The organism is Maribacter sp. 2-571 (assembly GCF_050589625.1).
Taxonomy (GTDB): domain Bacteria; phylum Bacteroidota; class Bacteroidia; order Flavobacteriales; family Flavobacteriaceae; genus Pelagihabitans.
This window is the reverse complement of record NZ_JBNGOP010000009.1, coordinates 124364-145146: the sequence shown is the minus strand read 5'-3', so window position 1 is coordinate 145146 and position 20783 is coordinate 124364. Positions and strand designations below refer to the sequence as shown.

The window sequence follows — 20783 nt, the reverse complement described above, 5'->3', positions numbered from 1 at the left end:
TGCACTGGCCCAACCCACCCGCTACTACAACGGAAACTTATAAGTGACGCTCAATCGCCTATGGCCAGGCTAAGGAAGAATACCATAAGCGGTAAAAAAATGGACAGCATCAAGGTTACTTCTTTCATATTCGCTCTTCGAATGGACTCCACATACTTTGCAAAAAATATGGAGGCCGGAAAAAACGTGACCATTATCGGGTATACCTCCGCTCCGGAGACCAAAAAGTTTAAAAGGACACCCAAAACAAACGCTACGGCCACCAAGCGCATTGTAGCCACCTTTCCCATACCGGCCTTACCCAGTTTCACAAAAGAAAGCAGCCCCACGATGGAAACCGCGGCGATATAAAGCACCAATTTGGTACTGGTGGCCCAGTTTAAAAAGTTCGCCTTATTAAAACGGTAGTCAAAAACATAGTGTTCCCAAACAAAATCGACCCATCCAAAAACCGTAAGAACGCAGTAAATGACCATACCGGCGGCAAAAACCCCGGCAAAAGGTACCAACCAGTTTTTTATGTTTTTCGGTTCGTAAACATAGGTGGCCAGGTATACCAAGCACAGGAACAACAACGCCCAATCGTAAAACAAGCTGGCGATAACGATCCATAGGGTAGCATCGAACAGTTTTGACCGTATGGCCTTTAGGGAATGTAGGCTGATCAGCCTTCGCAAGGCGAGCAATAAAAAAAAACTGCAATAAATGGCGTTGCTATCGATCAATGTCTTTGGGAACACCAATAAAAATAGGGTGAAGAACAAAATCGTATACGAATTTGGACCCGTTACCTTATTCCGTTTTACGATGAAATTCATCACAAAATATCCAAAACAAAGCGTGGCCAGGGTAACCAACTGCAGTATAAAATATTCGGGGCCGTAGTGTTTGTCGAAAAGAAAAAAGTGCACAAAACAGTAACAAACGAACACGGTAATCAGCAAAACAATGTAATTAGCGGGCTTTGTTTTACCAAAAAAGCTTGAAATCATCGGGCGTTTTTATATTTTTGTACTCAAATATACTGATTACTGTTGCTGAAATTCAAAAATCCGGGCATGGACAACGAAACGAAGCCTGCCCTGGGCAATGAAACGTAACGGTATACGTTTAACTTTAACCAGTACATTCCGATGAAAGCATTTTTTGAAGGTATCGCCGATCTATTTGTCAACTATCTTTTCGCCCCGTTCGATTTTCTTCGATTTGTGGAAAGTTGGTGGACTTCCAATATGCTGAATTGGGTGTTTTTTGCAATTGGATTCGTGGCTTTCGGGTATTGGATGCTGCAACTCAAGAGCTACAACGACAATGGTGAAGAGGACAAGAGCATTACGTCCCACTCCTACCTTTAACCCTCCAAAATACGGTTACGCCACTACGTTCACCGTTTTCGATGGCCCAAAGCCGCCAACACTGATGTCGGTCAGTTTGGTTTATAGGTCGAAACCAATATCCTTTCGATAATTCATTTGATCGAACCGAACGGTATTTATGTTCGTATAGGAGGTAGCCAAAGCTTCTTTAAAATTTTCGCCGTAAGAAGTTATGGCCATTACGCGCCCCCCGTTGGTAAGCACTTTACCGTCCTTCAACTGGGTGCCCGCGTGGAATACCAAAGCGTCCTGAACATTTCTGAAACCGGTAATCTCCTTTCCTTTTTCATAGGCTTCGGGATATCCACCGGAAACGAGCATTACGGTAGCCGCTGTACGGTCGTCGATCTTTAGCTCGATCTCGTTTAGCGTACCCGCTGCGGTCGCCTTCAAAAGGTCCAACAGGTCCGTTTGGATCCGCGGCAATACCACTTCGGTCTCCGGATCTCCCATACGCACGTTGTACTCGATTACCTTGGGTTCGTCCCCCACCTTTATCAATCCGATGAAAATAAATCCCTTATAGGGCAAATTATCCTTTTTAAGGCCTTCTACGGTAGGTTTGACTATATTGGCATGTATCTTATCCATAAATACGTTATCGGCGAAAGGAACAGGGGAAATGGCCCCCATGCCGCCCGTATTTAATCCGGTATCGCCTTCCCCGATACGTTTATAATCTTTTGCGGTAGGCAAGATCTGGTATCCGTCCCCATCGGTCAGTACAAAAACGCTGAGTTCGATACCCGCCAAAAACTCTTCAATGACCACGGTAGTACTGGCATTGCCGAACTTTTCATCGATCAACATCGATTTCAGTTCCTTTTTGGCCTGTTCGAGCTCTTCCAAGATCAATACGCCCTTTCCGGCTGCAAGTCCGTCCGCCTTTAGCACATAAGGCGCGGTCAGGGTTTCCAAAAAACGATACCCCTCATCAAGGGTATCGACCGTAAAACTCTGGTATGCGGCAGTAGGAATACCGTGGCGCATCATAAATTCCTTGGCGAACTGCTTGCTCCCCTCCAAGGTTGCCGCGGCCTTTTGCGGCCCTATCACGGCAATCCCGCTCAAGTCCGGGTCCTCCAAAAAGAAATCGTGGATGCCGTTCACCAGTGGGTCCTCCGGCCCTACGACGACCATTTCTATGTTTTCTTCCAACACCAATTGCTTTATGGCCTCAAAATCGTTGACCCCTATCGGTATGTTTTGGGCGATGTCGGCCGTTCCCGCGTTTCCGGGCGCCACATACAGCTTTGTTAGTTTTGGGCTTTGCTTCAGTTTCCAGGCCATGGTGTGTTCGCGGCCGCCCGAACCGACGATCAGTATTTTCATAAGTGTAAAATTTGAACCAAACGGTTATCGTATGTGCTAGTGTTGCTTTTGATTGAATTCTCGGTGCGCTTTCTGCTGTAGCACCGATAAAGGAAGGGATTTGAAGTAATCGTATACGATTTTTAATCCCTCTGAACGGGGCACTTTTGGCTCCCAATCCAATATTTCCTTTGCCCGGCTGATGTCGGGCTGCCTTTGCAAAGGATCGTCTTGTGGTAGCGGCTTATAAATGACCTTCTGTTCGGTCCCCGTAAGTTTGATGATCTCCTCGGCAAACTCTTTGATGGTCGTTTCATGTGGGTTGCCAATGTTTACCGGTTCGGCATAATCACTAAATAACAAACGGTATATTCCCTCTACCTGATCATCTATATAACAAAAGGAACGGGTTTGGGAACCATCCCCGAACACGGTAAGGTCCTCCCCGCGAAGTGCCTGACCCATAAATGCCGGTACTACCCGACCGTCGTTCAAACGCATTCGCGGGCCATAGGTGTTAAATATACGCACGATACGTGTATCCACTCCATGAAAACGATGGTAGGCCATGGTAATGGACTCCATAAACCGTTTGGCCTCGTCATAAACGCCCCTAGGCCCTATTGGGCTCACGTTACCATAGTACTCCTCGGTCTGGGGGTGTACCAACGGATCCCCATATACCTCCGAAGTAGAGGCCACCAAAATAGTCGCTTTCTTTTGTTTGGCCACGCCTAACAGATTTAACGTGCCCAACGAACCCACTTTTAACGTCTCTATCGGTATTTTAAGATAGTCTATCGGGCTTGCCGGGGAAGCGAAGTGCAGAATATAATCCAATTCGCCCGGAACGTGCACAAACGTTGATACATCATGATGGTGGAACTCGAACTGCTCCAGCGGAAACAGGTGTTCAATATTTTTTAGGTCGCCCGTAATGAGGTTGTCCATGGCAATGACATGGAAACCTTCCTTGATAAAGCGATCACACAAATGCGAACCCAAAAAACCCGCACCTCCGGTTATTAAAACTTTTTTCATTTACGCTATTTAAATCCCTCGTGAAAACAGCACCGTGGTAACCGTTTTAAAGACAATCCTCAAATCTAATGTTATTGACTTGTTTTTGATGTAATAAAAATCATATTCCAATTTTTTTACCGAATCTTCCAGATTCTGACCATACTTATACTTCACCTGCGCCCAACCGGTTATCCCGGGTCGGATCAGATGCCTAACATTGTAATAAGGGGTCAATTTTGTAATCTCGTTCACAAATATTTTTCGTTCCGGTCGCGGGCCTATGAATTGCATATCGCCTTTTACTACCGATATGATCTGTGGTAGTTCATCAATACGGAACAAACGAAGTATTTTCCCAAAAGGGGTTACCCTAGCGTCCCCGCTCGTGGCCATTTTTGCCCCTTCCTTCTCCGCATCCACCACCATAGAACGAAACTTATATATTTTAAACTCATCCCCGTGAAGACCCACCCTTTTTTGATTGTAAAACAGCGGACCCTTATTGAAAAACAAATTACCAACGTAAACGAACGGTATAATTAATATAAAAATGATCCCGACGAACAAAGAAAGAAAAAAGTTCATTAAAAAACTGAAAATAACCTGTAAATATCTAATCTTCTTATTGCGAAGCTGTAACAGCTCGTAAAAACTATCGTTATGCGAACGAATGGGCATAGCCTCATACGTATTTTCATAAAAGGAAGTAAATGAAATAACTTCCTTCCCCTTAACGATCGACCTTAATAGCAACTTTTCCAAATCTTGCGACAATTCATTATACCCTTTGGTATTTATAATGAACGTGTCTATTTTGCTTGCCGCGGACAAAAAGAACTTTTTGTTCACGGCAGAATCGTTTTGTATGGAATACGTCAGTTTTACTCTATGAAACGTTTTCATTTGGTCTCCATCAATCAGGGCGATGTCTTCTCGAAGACTTTTATTGGTATGATCATCGTAGATGTAAAGGACGTTTTTGGAATCCGGAATCGCCGCAAAAATATTTCTGAACAGCAATCGCCAACCAGCTATTTGTACAGGTGTGAGCAACAAAAAGCATAATAACGGAATTCGCCAAAAGCTGGCATCAAAAACGAGGACGGAAAAAATAAAGACCAAAAAAACGAATAGTCCACTAACATAGGTAGATTGCGAAAAAATGTTCCGGCGCTTACTTACTTTTTCCAAACTGTAGAACTCCAAAATATATGCCAAGGCCAAATACACGAAAATACCAAAAGCAAACAAACTGATTTTATAGCGAACGGAAATAAACTCGGTATTTGTAGCATGGTTTATAAAAACATTGAGCGATAACAGCACTATACCGAGATCCCCGATAAGCAATATAAACTTACGTTCAATGGAATTTAGGATGGATGGTCTGGGCATATTTGGGTAAACATTTGTCCTCAAAAATAGGTGTTCTTTTGTAAAAACCACTTAAATACCAACAAGTCCATCGTATTTCTCCCTGAATAGCAGTTTAGTAAAGAACTTCTTCTAACCTTGGTACTTTAAAAAGCCTCTAATCATCCAATGGACCATGTAGTATATTGAAGTGAAAAAACCAAGTTTTTCCACCTTACTATAAAAATACCATTGTGACTTTAGCAGCTTTTTTTTGTCCCTTGACAAAGAGTCCTTTCTAATTCGGTAAATGGCCAAAGGCTCCTGAATACCTAACGCATAATCAATCTCCTTCAAATACGAAATCCAAAGGCCCATGTCTTGGCGTTTCCTGATCAAAGGCATATACTTTTTACCCATTATTTTAATATCTAAAAAAGCGGTAAGACAACTTATGGAATTCGATTTCAAAATATCATCATAGCGCACTTTCTCCGGAACGATAAAATCTTTGAGGAGCGGTGTTAAATTTTCATCAAATCGTTTATAACTAGAGAAAACAAACGTGACATTATTCTTTTTAAGAGCGCTTATGCTTTTGGTTATAAATTCTGGAAACCATATGTCGTCAGCGTCTAAAAAAGTTAAATAGTCTCCTTTTGCCATTGAAATGCCTTTATTCCGAGAAATAGCCGCTCCACCGTTTTTTTCTAGACGAAAGTATTTAATTCTATCGTCCTGTTTTTGTAATGCTTTTATTAGCGATTCACTGCTGTCGGTAGAACAATCATCTACCAATATATGCTCCCAATGTTCGTATGTTTGTGCACGAACGGAGGATATCGTTTCCTCAATATACCTCTCTGAATTATAGACGGGGGTTACTATTGATACTAATGCCATATTTTAATTTGTACTATAAACTGATTTAAAGCTTTTGGGAGAACTCGTTCAAATAAAGGACATTGCCTTAATACCCCTAGGGTAATTTAATGTCGGCTTCCCACACGATTTCCTTTCCTAAAAATTGTCCTGTTTTGATTGTCTTGATTTGATATTCCGGAAGAGCGACCGAAACGATCATGTCATTTTTTTGCACCTTCCACCATGGCAAGGAAAAAAGATTGTCACGGTAATAAAAGTCAAGGTTTGCATAATCGTATTTTCTTCGGACTTGTGGCAGGGATTCATTTTTTTCAGGAACAACGTGCAAAAAAAATCTCGTCCTCATTTGCGTTGGGCTGGCGTTACTTTTAAAATACCAAAGTTTATTATCGTATTGATATATTTCGAATCCTGAAGTACTGGCAAGTAGATTTGATTCTTTTTGAACACTTTTTAACGCTTCATACCTGACAATCCCGTCATACTGCTGTACGGCCCATAGTGTTAATATGATCAGAATACCTAATTGAAATGATACCTTATAAGTTCGTTTCGAAGCGTAATACAATTTTTTAACGTATTCACTACTCGTAGAAAGCGCATTGCCAATAATGGCGAAACCAAAGAGACAGAACGGCATGTACCATGCAATGAAATTGGTATGCGTATGGATATAGGAATGACCCTTAAAAATTATATGCCATGACAACGGTGCTAAAATGGACAACCAAGTCACAATAACCAATGCCTTCTTTCTTTTCAGGTCCGAAACACTTTTACCGGTACTTTTGACAAACACCACTAGGATGGAAAAGATAATGAACAACAATATCAGCTCGCCGTAATCTATGCTAAAAAAACTTCTCCAAGAAGAATCAACAAAAGTGTTCAAATCTATGGCTACCCCGGACCAATACTTTTCGAGTACCCCCGGGACGGTACTTTCGAGCGATTCTTTTATTATCTCAGGAAAATCTCCATCACCGCCAGAGGTGCGTTTTGAAAAACTATAGGCAATGTGCTCAAAACCTTTAGTCAATGATCCTTTTACGAAGGATAACTGAAAGGCCAGCGCAATGAAGTAAAATAAAACAGCACAGGCCACCCCCAATGAAACGCCTAACACCCTTTTAAAAAATTTCATTCTCTTCCAGGAATCAAGATAGGCGAAGTAAACAATGGGAACAACAAACATTACAAGTGTCGTCGTAATTAGTTCAAAACCTGTGAACACACATTTCAACGAGACCAGTAAAAACGAAAACAGCGTAATTTTCTTAAAACTTAATTCCGATTTTCTTTTGGAACTTTCGGCATCGAGTCGGTACAACATAAATATGAACGGTACGTAAAGTACTCCAACTACCCAATATAGATTTCTTCCGAATACGGTAAGCCAATGTGACGAAAGGCAAAAAAGTAAGGTGATAAAAGCTGTAATCAATCCATACCTTCGGCTTACCCAAGACAGGAACAAGGCAAGTATAATAGTAAGAAGAAGTGCTGAACAAAACCTGAAAAAGCGAATGTTTGTAGCTTTTGAAAACGGTGAGAGCTGATCTAGTAAAACAAATACAAAGGCTTGCCCGGCGATTTGACTATCATACGTCTCAAAGCACTCTTTTTCGGCCTCCTGCTTTTTGTTTTCATAGAACGGATACTGATCAAATACATCACCTTCGGTACAATATCTCCCAAGTAAACCCGCTTTAAACGAAAGACCCTCTCTTTCAGATGCGGCTAAACGCCCAATAATCAAACTCTCCGAACTTTGTTGAAACGTGTAAAACCAAGATTTATCCGCAACATTCCAAAGGTTTAAGTAAAACCCAGACTGCAAGAGCACCACCGAGAGTATGAAAAAACGAATTTCCTTGGATCTAAAGAGATGCTTTAAACGCTTCATTACTATAATGATTCAAAATTATTAATGGTGCGGACCATGGCTTACATCCTATTTTAGTATACTGATAAATTGATATTTTGGTCTAAAAACCGTCTTAACCAATAAATTGTGGTCGTAAAGATGTATTGGGCACATTCGCCTAACTTCTTTCAAACCACAAGCGCTTATCAATTTCAAAAAGGAATTTTTGGACATATATTTTTTTGGAATAGAAATTCCATAACCATAATTTCCTACAATGTCCGCTAGCTGAAGTATTTTTCGCGAAAGAAAACCATATTCAAAGTGATCTTTGATCACTATGTATTTTGAAACGCGTTTTGCTTCGGTCAACAAGCGCTCGATATTATCAAAATCGTGATGCAATACATCACTGAAAAGCACTACATCAAAAGAATTATCAGCAAAGGGAATTGTTTTACCATCGAAGCAGGAATAGTTTTTCCATTTTTCAGAATTCTTTAAATCATCGGTAATCTGGTGAATATCGATACCCTTAAAATGGATGTCTGTATCCATCTCTGCTATAGAATTCCCAATAGTCATATCCCCACAACCCACATCTAAGAAAAATAATGATTCTTTAATGTCCTTTTCTTTTAGGAACCGCATTTCTTTGTAAAGTAATTTTGACAACAGTTCTACCCTATTCCCATGCGAAACATTCCGATGAAAAGAGATAAGCATACGATCTAAAAAGTTCTTTTTGTCTTTTGCTAAAGGTGAACTCATTTGTTTCTTTTAATACCGATAATACTGAACATGAAACTATACATTATTGTTTGTAAGCCCAATGTAAGGGGTACTACGGCAAGTAGCACTCTTCTCACAAAAATAACGGGTTCCAAACCGCCGAAACCTAGAGTTCCCCAAGTGTAAAAATTATAGGCAATTTGAACGATGCCTAAAAGAGTAAGTATAAGACCTAAAACCAACCCTCTTTCCAAATTGAAGTAATTGAACATTTTATTAAAATCCTTCGTTTCCGGAACCAAACCTTTTACAACACTATATATTTTGACGAAATAGTGAAAAAAAATGAGTTGTATGCCAATAATGAGCATAAAGGCCAAAATAATAATGGTATGAATGTCAAAAGTGATTCCCCCTAGGCTAACGGGTTTTAAGACCAATATAAAACTAAAAGCTGCTGCCAAAATGGTAATAACCGCACCAGGGTACAAAAAGAGCCAATTTGGAGAAAACATAAGTAAAAATCGAAGGTGCCGCCAACCATCCCTCCAAGTTCTCAGATGTGGCGGTCTGCTTCTACCATCAGGAGAGAGGACGGTAGGAACTTCGGATATCTTCATTTTATTCAAGGCCGCTTTAACGATCATTTCAGAGGCGAACTCCATTCCTGTTGTATGAAGATCCATTTTAATAAACGATTGTTTCTTAAACCCTCTAAGTCCACAATGAAAATCACGTATCGGAATTTTGAAAAACAGTCGTCCTATAAAAGATAATACAGGGTTTCCCAAGTATTTATGTATGAAGGGCATAGCCCCTTTTTTAATACCTCCCTTAAAACGATTTCCCATTACCAGATCATAACCTTCCCTCAATTTAACAACATAGGGCATTAGTCCAAGAAAGTCATAACTATCATCGGCATCACCCATGATAACATATTTTCCCTCTGCGCTTTGGATACCTGTTAAGAGCGCCGCGCCATAACCCTTTTCCGGAGCATGCACGACCCTAGCGCCATTTTCAAGTGCAATATCCTGAGAGCCATCGGTACTTCCATTATCGGAAATAACGATTTCTCCCCTTATTTGAGAGCTTTCCAGAAAGCTTTTGGCCTTCTCAATGCAAACCTGCAAAGTTTCTGCCTCATTTAAACATGGCATTACGATAGACAATTCTATTTCTAAGGCTTCCATTGTAATAACGTTTACCTACAAGATTACGGCTATTTTTTAATTTTCAAGCTTAAATGAAATGTTCTATGGCCTTGAATATTGGTCGTAAACCTTATACAGCGTGCTCAAAGCACTTTCCATACTATAGGCTTCTACCAAATATCTCAAATCCTCTTTAGGGGCGTTAAGTGATTTAAACAGTGCATCGCCGAGTTCTTTAAAATCATCGGTACATACATAACAAGAATTGGTTTTTGAGGCAACTGCGGCCAAATCACTTACATCAGTGCTTACAAAAGGTTTGTCCAAGGCCAACATTTCTTTTACGACATTCGGCCAACCTTCATGGGTCGAGGTCAGTAACAACACATCTGTAGCGTTCATAAACTCGCTCACTTTATCGTATGGGACTTTTGTCATTACCACCAGCTCTACATTTTCCATTCTCTTTTGAAGATGCGAAACCGCCTTTTTCGCGAGCGAAAACCGTTTTATTGGATTGTGCAAGGTAGATGACGCGAACAATACCCTCTTTACGGGTCTTTGTCGGTTTTCAGGTGTCGCAACAAAATTTTTTATGTCGATCGGGTCTACTATTGTAGTAATCCTGGTTTCAGGGAACTTTTTTACGACCATCGACCGCATGGCATCCGACATTACTATCACATGATTGCTTCTCAGGAGTGCAAATTTCGTTAAGGTCGATCCCAAAAATATTCTTAATCTGTCAAATATGGAACGGCCAGGCGCTTTGTACCAATCGGAGCCTTTCAGTGAAACGATACGAATAGCTTTTGCAAAACTGGTCAGAAAACCTACAGCAGAACCATACTGGGCATGAACGATATCATATTTTTTCGATATTCGTCGAAGACGGAACAAATGTAGTATAAACCAAATCGGATTCCGAAGATCATTCATATAGTACAGATCGACCTTATCCTTGACAAATTCGTATTGATTGTACATCCAGACCCCGCCTCCTCCTGGTATTTTAGGGAAATTATGAGTCCATAATATCCGTCGGTCATCGTTAGGGTTTTTTTCGGTCATGCTTTGCTTCTTCTAAAATAGTAATGAATTTAGGAATGTTCTTTTCTATAGCGAAAAAACTATTTGCAGTTTCCAGCGATCTTTCGCACAGTGTGCCATAGGTCGGGGATTCTAAAATTTCTTCAATACTATTGGCAAGCATTGATTTGTCGCCATTACAGTTTAATCCAATTTTATTGGTTTTTATAATACCCCCTGGATCTGAATTTAATGCAAGAACAGGGGTGCCGCACATCCAGGCTTGTATAAAAGTATTTGAAAATCCTTCTGAAACGGAAGTGTTGATCAACAAGGCCGAACGGCTTAAAAACGAATTCACAAAATCATTGTTTTGAATCCCATGATACTCGATATTCCTGTTGGCAACCACCTTTTCTTGCAACCATTTTCCGTAGTTATTATCCGGAAGCTTTCCAATAACATGAAATTCGTAATCGGAATCGGATAAGCACTCCGCTAGTTCCAAATATACTTCTAACTGTTTTACCGGTCTGGCATTACCGATCCAAACAATTCGTTTCTTATCCTTTGTAGGTACACTGCTGCATATCGAAGGGTGCATATTGGGAATTACCGCTGTGGGCTCATATTTAAAATCCCGTATTTTGCTTCGTTGGTATTCCGTCTGGCAAATAATTATTGGATTCTTTTTTAAAATACGCTTGAAGAGTTTTCTTTTAAGTAAATCCTTGGTGCCCGTACCGAATTCGATGGAATAATTGTCCGCAATATGAAGCACAAAAGGGATTTTAAGATTTTTTGCAAGATTGGAAAAGCGATAGGTAAAGGTATTCAACATGCGTTGATAGAGCATATTGGGCGCTTCGTCGCGGATAATTTTGCCGACCTTTTTTATAAAGGTGCTGTAAAGTGACATTTTATCGCTCAAACTTGCCGACACTTTTAATTGATATACTTTAAAACCATCTATAGTCTCACATTTTTCATGCTCATGGCCGGAGGAGACATATACAATCGTGAACCCTTCCTTTTGAAGGGCTAAAGCTATCAATTTAGCTTGATATTCGGCCCCTCCCGTTATAAGGGGATAGAAGGGAACAAAAAAACAGATTTTACCTCTTTGCATCGTTAATTTCTAAAACGTTAAATACCTTTTTGGGCAATGCTTTATAAACAAAAGTAACAACAAGTATTTGCCCAATGTACATGAAAAGAGTGTAGAGGATATATTGCGATGCCGACCTTGAGAAAATAAGAAACACATTGAACAAAAGAAGATATAATAAATCCGTGAAGATTTTTTGTCTCCCGCGTTTGCTTTCCATATAAATCAGAAAAAACATAAAGACAAGATATACCACAAAGGGTCCAAAGTACCAAAAATTCATATAGGCCTCCATCAATGAGGAAAAGCCGGTTCCCGCAGTAGATCCCATTTCTTTGCGTTCGGCAAAATATTTATCCCTAAATTCAAAAACGATACCTATCGGTTTGGTTGGATAAACATACCTGGGAATGAAGGCCGTAGTAATTTCAGTATAGGTTTTGCCAATTTTGTACCGGTAGTCTTCTTCCTTTTTCGTGATAAAGATTCGATAGTTCAAAGCTGGTGAACCAAATTCTGAATTCGCCGGATTCATTAACTTATACAGCTTTTGGTCATAGCTTGCGAAAAATTTTGAAAAACCCTTGTATTCGATATTCTTCTCCCTTAACAAGGTCAGAACATTGAACGCAACGTAAACAAACGATAAAAGCAAAATATAGGAAAAACCGACTTTGGTAATCCTTCTTTTGATGGTGTAAGCCAGAACAAAGACCACCATAGCTACCAATAGGGTTCCCCTTTCCCCGATAGCAAGATTGATAAAGAGTATAAATACAATCGATACTAAAAAAGGCGGGAGATAAGTAAGGTACTTATCAGTTTTACTTTGAACCGTTGCGAAAAACTGCGCAAACAAGGCTATTGAAATGTAAAAAAAGCCTTCATAGGGAATGTTCATTGCCAAATCATTCACAGCGCCTTGATAAAAGGCCTTGCCATGGGAAATAGCACCAAAACCACCGGCACGCAAAAAATTAAGGCCTTCGCTTAAACTGGATAGAATTCCCGCAACCAAAGCGAACCGATAATAATTAGCGTTTACTTTGCTCGTAGCATTGACAGGTATCTTCATGACCCGCTTTTTAACGAAAAACAGAAAAAGTATGGCCGTTGCCAATAATGCAAGTTGATTGCTGATCAAGAAAGAAAACAATGAGTCGTCCACTTTTTGCCATGACCTTAGCTTTGCCACCCGATGCCAACCAATGTCCGCATCAAAAAAAACGGAAATAGGAACACTATACCCGTACATACCGAACAAGACCATAAAAAGAAATAGTACGGAATTAACACCTACCGTCCTAAAGGTCTGATACAAAACAAGGCCATAAGATACTAATGAAAAAAATAATCCAAACCCATACCATTGTGTGGCCAAGATTATTATACTCAGCAGACAGAACGCTATGGAAAGTAAAATTCGCACGTGTTAATTAAAAATATGATTAAAAAAATTTCCTCATGGCCGATAACTTGGTTCGTAACAATTCTCGATTGAACAGTACGGAAGCAGAAACGGCGACAACAATACCCAAAACGATATACCAAATACCCTCGTTGTTGGTAATCAGAAACAATACAAAAGCGGTAGCGATGTACATCAAAAAAAATAACATCTTGACCTTTACAACGGTATACCTCTGAATATCAATATAGCGATAGAGCAACCAGATAAAATTACCTATCATAAAAACCAGCGCAGCACCGTAAAGTCCATAATCGGGAATTAATACAAACCCCATAAACACAATTAAGATACCTGATACCAGAGAGGTTTTGAATGCGTGCATATTTTTCTTTTCACATTGATATATAATGCCTAAAACGGAGGATAACGACATAAATACTACCCCTAGGGCCAAGATAGGGATGTATCGTGTCGCCTCCAAGAAAGACGTATCTATAATCAAAGGCAGTAACACCTTCTGGACAGCTATAAGCAGGTAAAGCAACGAAAATAACAATCCCGAATACGTATTGAACGTTTTTGAAAAAAAGTCTTTAAACTCCGCTTTACCGTAAACTGCAAACATTTTGTCCTGTAAAGAAAAATAGAAAATACGATTTAAGATTTGTATTACGTAAGCAATCTTAAATGCTATGGCATAGATACCGTTGGCGCTCAAAGTAAGGAAAGAGGCAATTATGTACTTACTGGATTGGTTGTTCATCCAAAGGCTTATGGCGTTCAACACCAAAGGAAAGGAATAACCCAGTAATTCCTTTGTAATGGTCATTTTCATAGTGTTGAAACTTATGTACTTCGTTATCCCCATGGCAAGAACATAAACTAAAAGTACAATCGACGCCGACCCGTAGGAAAGAAAAATAGCTTTCAGGCCATAGTTGCCCACAAAAAAGATACTGCACAATAGCACCATAAGAACATAGGAAAGTTCCGTTAGTACATAATGTGTGGACGAAAAGACGCTGCGGATTACCTGTTTTACGATAATGTAGAAAAAATTGGAAATCAGATAAACAAAAACGTATTTCGCCAGCGTCACATTGGAGAACGCATTTACCAGCCCAAATACAAGTGTAAAAAGACAAAGGCCCGCCAAAAACACCACAAGGGCATTTGACACCACATCGGTAACATTCTTGGTATTTTTGTTGGCCAAGACCCAACGAACGACCGCGAGTTCTATATGCCCGAAAAAAACAGGTGCCATCAAAATTAGCCCCGAGGCGACCAAATCAAAATAGCCCAGCTCCTCGTTCGAAAGATAAAATGTGTACAGCGGCACTAAAAAGAAGTTAATTACCAACGTACCTATGTTGCCAATACCGTATATAAAGGAACCCTTGGCTAAACTTCTTGGCTTATCGTTTTCTTTGGACATCGATAGTACTTATGGAATAAAACAAAGCGTTAAAAACCGCAAATAGGAATACCCCTGCCATGCGCACCAAAATATTTTCGGTCAATAAACTTAGAGCGAAAGCCAATAAGAAAAAAACATATATGTATTCATTTACCCGAAATGCAAGAATCAAGTTATATATAAACAAAAAAATAAGGGATCCCAATCCCAGAAAACCTGCAGACAACCACATATTCAGATAATAATTATGCGAGTTGATATCCGTTCCTGTAGATTGGTACTCGGCAATTTTATAATTTTTTTCGCTGTAACATTCATTTAGTTTCTTTTGGACATCACCAACTCCATAGCCGAAAAAAGGTTGTTTTTTTATCAAATCCACACTACAGTCGTAGATGTAGATGCGCTTGTCTACACCCCTTTCAACAGTATCTGATTTAAAGACCGATGAAAACAATTTGAAAACAGATGTGGTATTCTTGTTCGCGTAGGTATCAAAAACCCCTATGAAACTACCTATTGTTATAAGTATGATAATACCACTGATAAACATCATTTTACTTAGCCGTCCTCTGAAATAGAAAAACGGAAATAAACCGATAATCACAATAAGTGCTAACACCGTTGTTATTGCTTGGCTATATACGATAGCAAGAGTGAACATAATGGTGAAGACACCCAAAAGCACCTTATTTACGATCCATACCTTTGCCTTCATAAGCAAGCGAAATGAAAGCAACATGGCCGTAAGAAAGTGCAAGGATACGTACACTTTGTGAGATTCATAAATTACGTTTAAATGCTTTTGGGCCTTAGATAGGGCAAATTCGTAAGGATATGTGTTCAACGCTTTGATTTGTGCCAAAAAACTACTTTCGGATAGTTTCGGGAACCTGTCTATTTCAAGGCCATCGATAAGAACATGGAAAAAGTAAATTAGCAAAATCAGGTTCGAAACAATAAAACCGTACGATAGATACTTAAAAGTTTCTTCTTTTATTCTTGGTAAGAAGTATATGACAACACTAGGAAAGAACAACAGTAGCAAGCTGGCTTGTACCTTTTTGAAGCCGTCCGCAATGTTATCCGAATATCCTATAGAAAGAAGTAATAAAACATAGAAACCACAATTTACAATCAAAGGTTTTAAGCCATAATCCTGATATCTTAAAGCAAAATTTTTACGGTAAACGAGCAAGGTAGAGGACAAAAAAAGAATAGCGGTTGTGGAGGCGATACCCGATTTCATCAACGGATAAAACGACAATAAAAAGAGAAAAAAAAACGGTAATTTTTTCAGAATTCGCTTACTCAACATACGGCCCCCCGAAATTAATAATCATATGAAAATGGCTAGTTCCGATTAAGAAAACTATGATAAACGTAAAAATACGATATTCCAAACGATTGTTCCGTTACGCTACAGGTATAGCGCGGATGGGAGCTACGGAATAACAAAGGCTATGCGCCTTTTCTGTCAGGCATTTGGCACTAAGGTCTTTATGGGTAAAGCGCTAAAAGCGGCGCATAGTGGGTCGGGTTCCATTCCAAAAGTAAATTTTTGAGCGTTATCCAAGCGCAATACCTTTATACGTTCCAGCAAAGTTTGGCCAAATAAATCTTTCCCAGGTCATCTTAAATAAATTGCCTTTTGAACAACGCTAAATGCTATATTTTAGATGCAAGTGGAGTAACGTTCTTTTTTAAAGATTAAAGTCCATATCCAGTGGGTCTCTTTGTTTGCCTAACAAAGTAGTTTCCTTAATCTCTCAACAATAAACTATTCCTAAAACACTTCCTTATAATCGCATCCCAACCAGACATTTTTTAAGACTTTCCCTCCAATCGGGAATTTGAATATCAAATACGCTCGCAACCTCGGTAGTTTCTAAAACACTATATTTCGGTCGTTTTGCGGTAGCGGCGAACTCACCGGTAGCAATGGGGACCACATGGCAACGTATCCCCAAATTTTCGAAAATCGTCAACGCAAAATCAAACCAAGTGGCCATCCCTTTATTACTATAGTGATAGAGCCCGTACCTATCCTCATTTTTATCGATGAGCCCAACAATGAAATGTGCTAAATCCAGGGAATAGGTTGGAGTGCCCTTTTGATCATTGACTACTCGAAGTTCTTTACTATCGTTGCTCATGCGTAACATCGTTTTCAAAAAATTTTGCCCGTATTCAGAGTATAGCCATGACGTTCTCAGTATGAAATAGGTTTTTAAATTCTCCATAATGGCCTTTTCCCCTGCCAATTTGGTTTGTCCGTAGACCCCAAGCGGATTGGTGTCGTCTTTCTCATTGTACGGTGTTTTTTTACGACCGTCGAAGACGAAATCGGTAGAAATATGAATGAGCTTCACACTATATTTCGCACAAGCCAAGGCCAAGTTTCTAGCACCATCAACATTTACGAGCGCAGCCTTTTGTGGTTCCGCCTCGGCCTTATCTACAGCGGTATACGCCGCACAATTCACACAAAAGCCTGGCATTTCCTTTTCAAAAAAAGCGTTGACGGCATTGTAATCGGTGATGTCCAAACTGTTCTTATCGAGGAAGACAAAAGAATTTTCAGAAGGCTTGCTTACGGTTTTGATACACGTTGCCAATTGTCCACTTCCACCAGTAACGATAATCTTGCTCATAAGCTGGCCATATCAAAATTTGGTAGCGCCCTGTCTTTTTCGGACAAAATCTGGGAATGGGACGGTATTTTCCAGTCAATAGCAAGGTCGGGATCGTTGTAGGCAATCCCACACTCTGCTTCTTTGTTATAATAATTATCGCATTTGTAAAGTACCTCAGCTGTATTGCTTAAAACCACAAAACCGTGCGCAAAACCTTTTGGTATAAAAAGTTGTCTTTTATTCTCATAGCTTAGCTCGACACTGATATGCTGTTTGAATGTGGGCGAGTTTGTTCGAAGGTCCACTGCCACATCCAATATCGAACCTTGTAGCACACGTATCAATTTTCCCTGAGCGTGTTTGCCTTTTTGATAATGCAGCCCACGCAATACCCCATACTGAGAAAACGATTGGTTGTCCTGTACAAAGTTTACCGCTGAACCGGTCGCCTCCTTAAATCGCTCATCGGTATAAACAACGGTCAGATACCCCCTTTCGTCTTTAAAAAGCGGTGCGTCAAGTATTACGCAACCTTTTAATGCGGTTTTCGTTCCTGTCATTTCTACTGCTTAAGAATACCCAATAGCTTTTCTCCGTAACCACTTTTCATTAAAGGTTCGGTTAAAGCCGCGAATTCCTTTTCATCGATATATCCCATTTCAAAGGCTGCTGCCTCGATAGCGCCGATTTTGAGGCCCTGTCGTTCTTCCAATACTTCCACAAACTGGGAAGCCTGCATCAAGGACTGAAAAGTGCCCGTATCGAGCCATGCCGTGCCACGATCTAATATACTCACCTGTAGTTTGCCCATTTCAAGATAAGCCCGATTAACATCGGTGATTTCGAGCTCACCACGTGAACTTGGCGCAATCCCCCTCGCAATATCGACCACTTGGTTGTCATAAAAATAAATGCCCGGAACGGCATAACTTGATTTTGGGCGTTCCGGCTTCTCCTCTATGCTGATGGCCTTTCCCAAGGCATCGAAGGCCACTACACCATAACGCTCGGGGTCGTGAACATGATAGGCGTAAATAACACCCCCATCAGGGTCGTTATGGTCCTGCATCTGTTTGGCAAGTCCTGACCCATAAAATATATTGTCGCCCAGAATGAGTGCAACTTTGTCCCCTCCGATAAAATCGGCTCCAATGATAAATGCTTCCGCCAAACCCTTTGGTTCGGCCTGGACCGCATAAGAAAAAGAACATCCATAGCGAGTGCCGTCGCCAAGGAGCGATCGAAACAATTCAAGATCTTTGGGAGTGGTAATGATCAAAATCTCCTGTATGCCGGCGTACAGCAATGTGCTTAGCGGATAGTAGATCATTGGCTTGTCGTAAATAGGCATCAATTGCTTACTTACCGCTAAGGTAATGGGGTGCAGACGTGTACCGGTACCACCGGCCAAGATAATTCCCTTCATTTTTATACTTTTTGGTATTTTTCTAAGCACCAAGCAACGGTTTTACGCAAGCCGGAATCAAAGTTCTCTCGGGGTTTCCAACCCATTTGACTTTTCATTTTACCGGCATCGATGGCGTAACGCCAATCATGTCCCAAACGGTCCTTTACAAAAGTGATTTGATCGTTATATGATCCTTTCTCCTTTGGGAATACTTCATCCAAAATAGCACATATTCGCTCTGCGACTGCAATGTTCGTATGCTCCGTATCGCCACCGATAATATATGTTTCTCCTAAAACACCGCTTTCAAAAACCATATTTATACCAATACAATGGTCCTCCACATACAACCAATCCCTTATATTTTTTCCATTCCCGTAGATGGGTATCGGTTTGCCCGATAAGGCATGTCGAATTATGGTCGGTATCAGTTTCTCATCATGCTGCTTCGGTCCATAGTTATTGGAACAGTTGGTCGTAACCACGGGAAGCCCATAGGTATGTCCATAACTCCTTACCAGAAAATCGGAAGCGGCCTTTGAGGCACTGTACGGGCTATTAGGTGCATAAGGCGTTTCCTCGGTAAAAAAACCTTCGGCACCCAAACTACCGTATACTTCATCCGTAGAAATATGGTGAAAACGCGCTTGTTCAAAACCAGGTTTGAGTTCGTTTGCTTCGGTCATCCAATACCGTTTAGCGGCTTCCAACAATACATGCGTTCCCTCTATATTGGTTTTTACAAAATTACTTGCATCTGCAATGGAGTTATCTACATGCGATTCCGCCGCAAAATGGATAACGCCATCAATTTCAAACTTATCGAAAAGGCTATCTACCGTATGTTTATCACAAATATCGCCCTCAAAAAAATGATAGTGATTGTCATCGACAACATCTATTAAATTTAGCAGATTACCGGCATATGTCAACTTGTCTAAATTGACAATTTGATGTGAAGGGTTTTTGTCTAAATAAAAAGGAATAAAATTACTGCCTATAAAGCCCGCGCCCCCAGTCACCAACAGTGTTCTCGTATCGGGTCCGGTTTCCATCTATTCGATTTCCTTTACCTTAAGCTCAAGGTACTTGAAGAAGGATAACAGCAGAAAACCGACGACTAAAATAGCCGGTATCAAGAAGTAGGTTCGATTAAAAAAAGACTTACTTACCTCTTGGGTCTTGCCAAAATTCAAAATACTAAGTATCCCTGTTTGCTGGGTTAATTCCACTCTTTTGTCCTCTATTTCTTTGAGTAGCACGTCCTTCTGTGACAAAAGAGAAGGTACATTCAAGGTGTTTTCCTTTTCCATGTAGACTACTCCGGTACCCGATTTTTGTTTTTCGGATAACAGTGCCTTAGCATAATTGTCCACCAAAACATCGATTTGTTTTATCAGGTTTGTATTCTTCTCGATTCTGGAATGGGCATTGGCAATATGAACCTCCCTTAGGCCATCAAAATAAGTATTAGTGTTGATATATGCCATCAACTTTTTGACAATGGCCGGGCCTTTAGTTGAATTTTTATACGTAAACGTAATTTTGTGATTGATTACGCTTTGTTCAGAAAGTTCTGAACGTAGAATGTCGATAACGAAGCTTTCATCCTTGAAATTTTCAAGTACTTCTAAATACTTCATTTCGTTAATAATGGCTTCGTCGGTCTTAGCTTTCTCATCCTCAATGGCATTAACCTCAATTTTAAACCCTTCCAAATCGGATATCGCGATTTCTAGCCCCTTGAAAAAGACTTCATTTTTTGATTTGATATTTGCCTCTAACTCAGCTACTACCTCATATAAGTAATTCTTGCTCTCAAAGTTGGGTCGAACAATTACATCGGTTTTAAGTTTCTTGGAAATAATTTGATTGAGTCCAAAACTGATTGCAAGACCTATGATGATCAAGCCTCCCAACTTTATCCCATTTTTCTTCAAATAAATGAAAACCCTTAAGAAAAAGTTTCCAACCTTATTGATTACTTTTTTTGCCAATTTAACTAATTGCCCCAAATCAATCTCATCGGAAGTAGTATTAGGAGTAGGGGGTGTCTGGTTTCCCATA

19 protein-coding genes are annotated in these 20783 nt (G+C 40.2%); 1 reads left to right on the top strand and 18 read right to left on the bottom strand.

Annotated features, from left to right (window positions below):
- Window positions 1–50 precede the first annotated feature (50 nt).
- Window positions 51–992 (bottom strand): DUF6427 family protein, encoded by a 942-nt coding sequence (locus ACRD7P_RS08735; protein WP_430907166.1) that lies wholly within the window; start codon window positions 990–992, stop codon window positions 51–53.
- A 141-nt stretch (window positions 993–1133) separates the two neighbouring features.
- On the opposite strand from ACRD7P_RS08735, the gene ACRD7P_RS08730 reads away from it, so the two are divergent.
- Window positions 1134–1355, top strand: coding sequence for a DUF6341 family protein (locus ACRD7P_RS08730; protein ID WP_430907165.1), 222 nt, complete (start codon window positions 1134–1136; stop codon window positions 1353–1355).
- A gap of 81 nt (window positions 1356–1436) precedes the next feature.
- Here ACRD7P_RS08730 and purD read toward each other — a convergent pair whose 3' ends face one another.
- The 17 genes from purD to ACRD7P_RS08645 all read right to left on the bottom strand — a co-directional run bounded on the left by purD (window position 1437) and on the right by ACRD7P_RS08645 (window position 20782).
- Complete coding sequence (gene purD, locus ACRD7P_RS08725; RefSeq protein ID WP_430907164.1) at window positions 1437–2708, bottom strand: phosphoribosylamine--glycine ligase; 1272 nt, start codon at window positions 2706–2708, stop codon at window positions 1437–1439.
- 36 nt (window positions 2709–2744) lie between these two features.
- A complete protein-coding gene (locus ACRD7P_RS08720) occupies window positions 2745–3728 on the bottom strand; it encodes a UDP-glucuronic acid decarboxylase family protein (RefSeq protein WP_430907163.1) in 984 nt (327 codons plus the stop codon).
- A gap of 9 nt (window positions 3729–3737) precedes the next feature.
- Window positions 3738–5105, bottom strand: a complete 1368-nt coding sequence (locus tag ACRD7P_RS08715; protein WP_430907162.1) for a sugar transferase — start codon at window positions 5103–5105, stop codon at window positions 3738–3740.
- A 111-nt stretch (window positions 5106–5216) separates the two neighbouring features.
- Window positions 5217–5966, bottom strand: a complete 750-nt coding sequence (locus tag ACRD7P_RS08710) for a glycosyltransferase family 2 protein (protein WP_430907161.1) — start codon at window positions 5964–5966, stop codon at window positions 5217–5219.
- 76 nt (window positions 5967–6042) lie between these two features.
- Complete coding sequence (locus ACRD7P_RS08705; protein ID WP_430907160.1) at window positions 6043–7092, bottom strand: hypothetical protein; 1050 nt, start codon at window positions 7090–7092, stop codon at window positions 6043–6045.
- A gap of 810 nt (window positions 7093–7902) precedes the next feature.
- Window positions 7903–8586 carry a class I SAM-dependent methyltransferase gene (locus ACRD7P_RS08700; RefSeq protein ID WP_430907159.1) on the bottom strand — a complete coding sequence of 228 codons (684 nt, stop codon included), beginning with the start codon at window positions 8584–8586 and terminating at the stop codon, window positions 7903–7905.
- The gene (locus tag ACRD7P_RS08695) at window positions 8583–9743 is read right to left on the bottom strand and encodes a glycosyltransferase family 2 protein (protein ID WP_430907158.1); all 1161 of its coding nucleotides are present in this window, start codon (window positions 9741–9743) and stop codon (window positions 8583–8585) included. Before ACRD7P_RS08695 ends, ACRD7P_RS08700 begins: the two co-directional genes overlap by 4 nt.
- 63 nt (window positions 9744–9806) lie before the next feature.
- A complete protein-coding gene (locus ACRD7P_RS08690) occupies window positions 9807–10775 on the bottom strand; it encodes a glycosyltransferase (RefSeq protein ID WP_430907157.1) in 969 nt (322 codons plus the stop codon).
- On the bottom strand, window positions 10756–11862 hold the full coding sequence (locus ACRD7P_RS08685; protein WP_430907156.1) for a glycosyltransferase family 4 protein: 1107 nt from the start codon (window positions 11860–11862) through the stop codon (window positions 10756–10758). The genes ACRD7P_RS08690 and ACRD7P_RS08685 overlap by 20 nt, the downstream gene beginning before the upstream one ends.
- Window positions 11849–13270 (bottom strand): O-antigen polysaccharide polymerase Wzy, encoded by a 1422-nt coding sequence (gene wzy, locus ACRD7P_RS08680; protein WP_430907155.1) that lies wholly within the window; start codon window positions 13268–13270, stop codon window positions 11849–11851. Before wzy ends, ACRD7P_RS08685 begins: the two co-directional genes overlap by 14 nt.
- Before the next feature lie 19 nt (window positions 13271–13289).
- Window positions 13290–14690, bottom strand: coding sequence for a lipopolysaccharide biosynthesis protein (locus ACRD7P_RS08675; RefSeq protein ID WP_430907154.1), 1401 nt, complete (start codon window positions 14688–14690; stop codon window positions 13290–13292).
- The gene (locus tag ACRD7P_RS08670) at window positions 14671–15537 is read right to left on the bottom strand and encodes an O-antigen ligase family protein (protein WP_430907153.1); all 867 of its coding nucleotides are present in this window, start codon (window positions 15535–15537) and stop codon (window positions 14671–14673) included. Before ACRD7P_RS08670 ends, ACRD7P_RS08675 begins: the two co-directional genes overlap by 20 nt.
- Before the next feature lie 934 nt (window positions 15538–16471).
- On the bottom strand, window positions 16472–17326 hold the full coding sequence (gene rfbD, locus ACRD7P_RS08665; protein ID WP_430907152.1) for a dTDP-4-dehydrorhamnose reductase: 855 nt from the start codon (window positions 17324–17326) through the stop codon (window positions 16472–16474).
- Window positions 17323–17868, bottom strand: coding sequence for a dTDP-4-dehydrorhamnose 3,5-epimerase (rfbC, locus tag ACRD7P_RS08660; RefSeq protein WP_430907151.1), 546 nt, complete (start codon window positions 17866–17868; stop codon window positions 17323–17325). Before rfbC ends, rfbD begins: the two co-directional genes overlap by 4 nt.
- A 2-nt stretch (window positions 17869–17870) precedes the next feature.
- On the bottom strand, window positions 17871–18734 hold the full coding sequence (gene rfbA / locus ACRD7P_RS08655) for a glucose-1-phosphate thymidylyltransferase RfbA (protein WP_430907150.1): 864 nt from the start codon (window positions 18732–18734) through the stop codon (window positions 17871–17873).
- Between the two features lie 2 nt (window positions 18735–18736).
- Window positions 18737–19771, bottom strand: a complete 1035-nt coding sequence (rfbB, locus tag ACRD7P_RS08650; protein WP_430907149.1) for a dTDP-glucose 4,6-dehydratase — start codon at window positions 19769–19771, stop codon at window positions 18737–18739.
- Window positions 19772–20782 (bottom strand): hypothetical protein, encoded by a 1011-nt coding sequence (locus ACRD7P_RS08645; protein ID WP_430907148.1) that lies wholly within the window; start codon window positions 20780–20782, stop codon window positions 19772–19774.
- Window position 20783 lies beyond the last annotated feature (1 nt).

What these genes read in the sequence shown, in the direction of transcription:
- ACRD7P_RS08690 (WP_430907157.1), bottom strand. Translation starts at nt 10,775, where the DNA reads ATGACCGAAAAAAACCCTAACGATGACCGACGGATATTATGGACTCAT.
- ACRD7P_RS08685 (WP_430907156.1), bottom strand. Translation starts at nt 11,862, where the DNA reads ATGCAAAGAGGTAAAATCTGTTTTTTTGTTCCCTTCTATCCCCTTATA.
- ACRD7P_RS08710 (WP_430907161.1), bottom strand. Translation starts at nt 5,966, where the DNA reads ATGGCATTAGTATCAATAGTAACCCCCGTCTATAATTCAGAGAGGTAT.
- ACRD7P_RS08720 (WP_430907163.1), bottom strand. Translation starts at nt 3,728, where the DNA reads ATGAAAAAAGTTTTAATAACCGGAGGTGCGGGTTTTTTGGGTTCGCAT.
- rfbB (WP_430907149.1), bottom strand. Translation starts at nt 19,771, where the DNA reads ATGGAAACCGGACCCGATACGAGAACACTGTTGGTGACTGGGGGCGCG.
- ACRD7P_RS08730 (WP_430907165.1), top strand. Translation starts at nt 1,134, where the DNA reads ATGAAAGCATTTTTTGAAGGTATCGCCGATCTATTTGTCAACTATCTT.
- rfbA (WP_430907150.1), bottom strand. Translation starts at nt 18,734, where the DNA reads ATGAAGGGAATTATCTTGGCCGGTGGTACCGGTACACGTCTGCACCCC.
- rfbC (WP_430907151.1), bottom strand. Translation starts at nt 17,868, where the DNA reads ATGACAGGAACGAAAACCGCATTAAAAGGTTGCGTAATACTTGACGCA.
- rfbD (WP_430907152.1), bottom strand. Translation starts at nt 17,326, where the DNA reads ATGAGCAAGATTATCGTTACTGGTGGAAGTGGACAATTGGCAACGTGT.
- ACRD7P_RS08735 (WP_430907166.1), bottom strand. Translation starts at nt 992, where the DNA reads ATGATTTCAAGCTTTTTTGGTAAAACAAAGCCCGCTAATTACATTGTT.
- ACRD7P_RS08715 (WP_430907162.1), bottom strand. Translation starts at nt 5,105, where the DNA reads ATGCCCAGACCATCCATCCTAAATTCCATTGAACGTAAGTTTATATTG.
- purD (WP_430907164.1), bottom strand. Translation starts at nt 2,708, where the DNA reads ATGAAAATACTGATCGTCGGTTCGGGCGGCCGCGAACACACCATGGCC.
- ACRD7P_RS08700 (WP_430907159.1), bottom strand. Translation starts at nt 8,586, where the DNA reads ATGAGTTCACCTTTAGCAAAAGACAAAAAGAACTTTTTAGATCGTATG.
- ACRD7P_RS08695 (WP_430907158.1), bottom strand. Translation starts at nt 9,743, where the DNA reads ATGGAAGCCTTAGAAATAGAATTGTCTATCGTAATGCCATGTTTAAAT.
- ACRD7P_RS08645 (WP_430907148.1), bottom strand. Translation starts at nt 20,782, where the DNA reads ATGGGAAACCAGACACCCCCTACTCCTAATACTACTTCCGATGAGATT.
- ACRD7P_RS08705 (WP_430907160.1), bottom strand. Translation starts at nt 7,092, where the DNA reads ATGAAATTTTTTAAAAGGGTGTTAGGCGTTTCATTGGGGGTGGCCTGT.
- ACRD7P_RS08675 (WP_430907154.1), bottom strand. Translation starts at nt 14,690, where the DNA reads ATGTCCAAAGAAAACGATAAGCCAAGAAGTTTAGCCAAGGGTTCCTTT.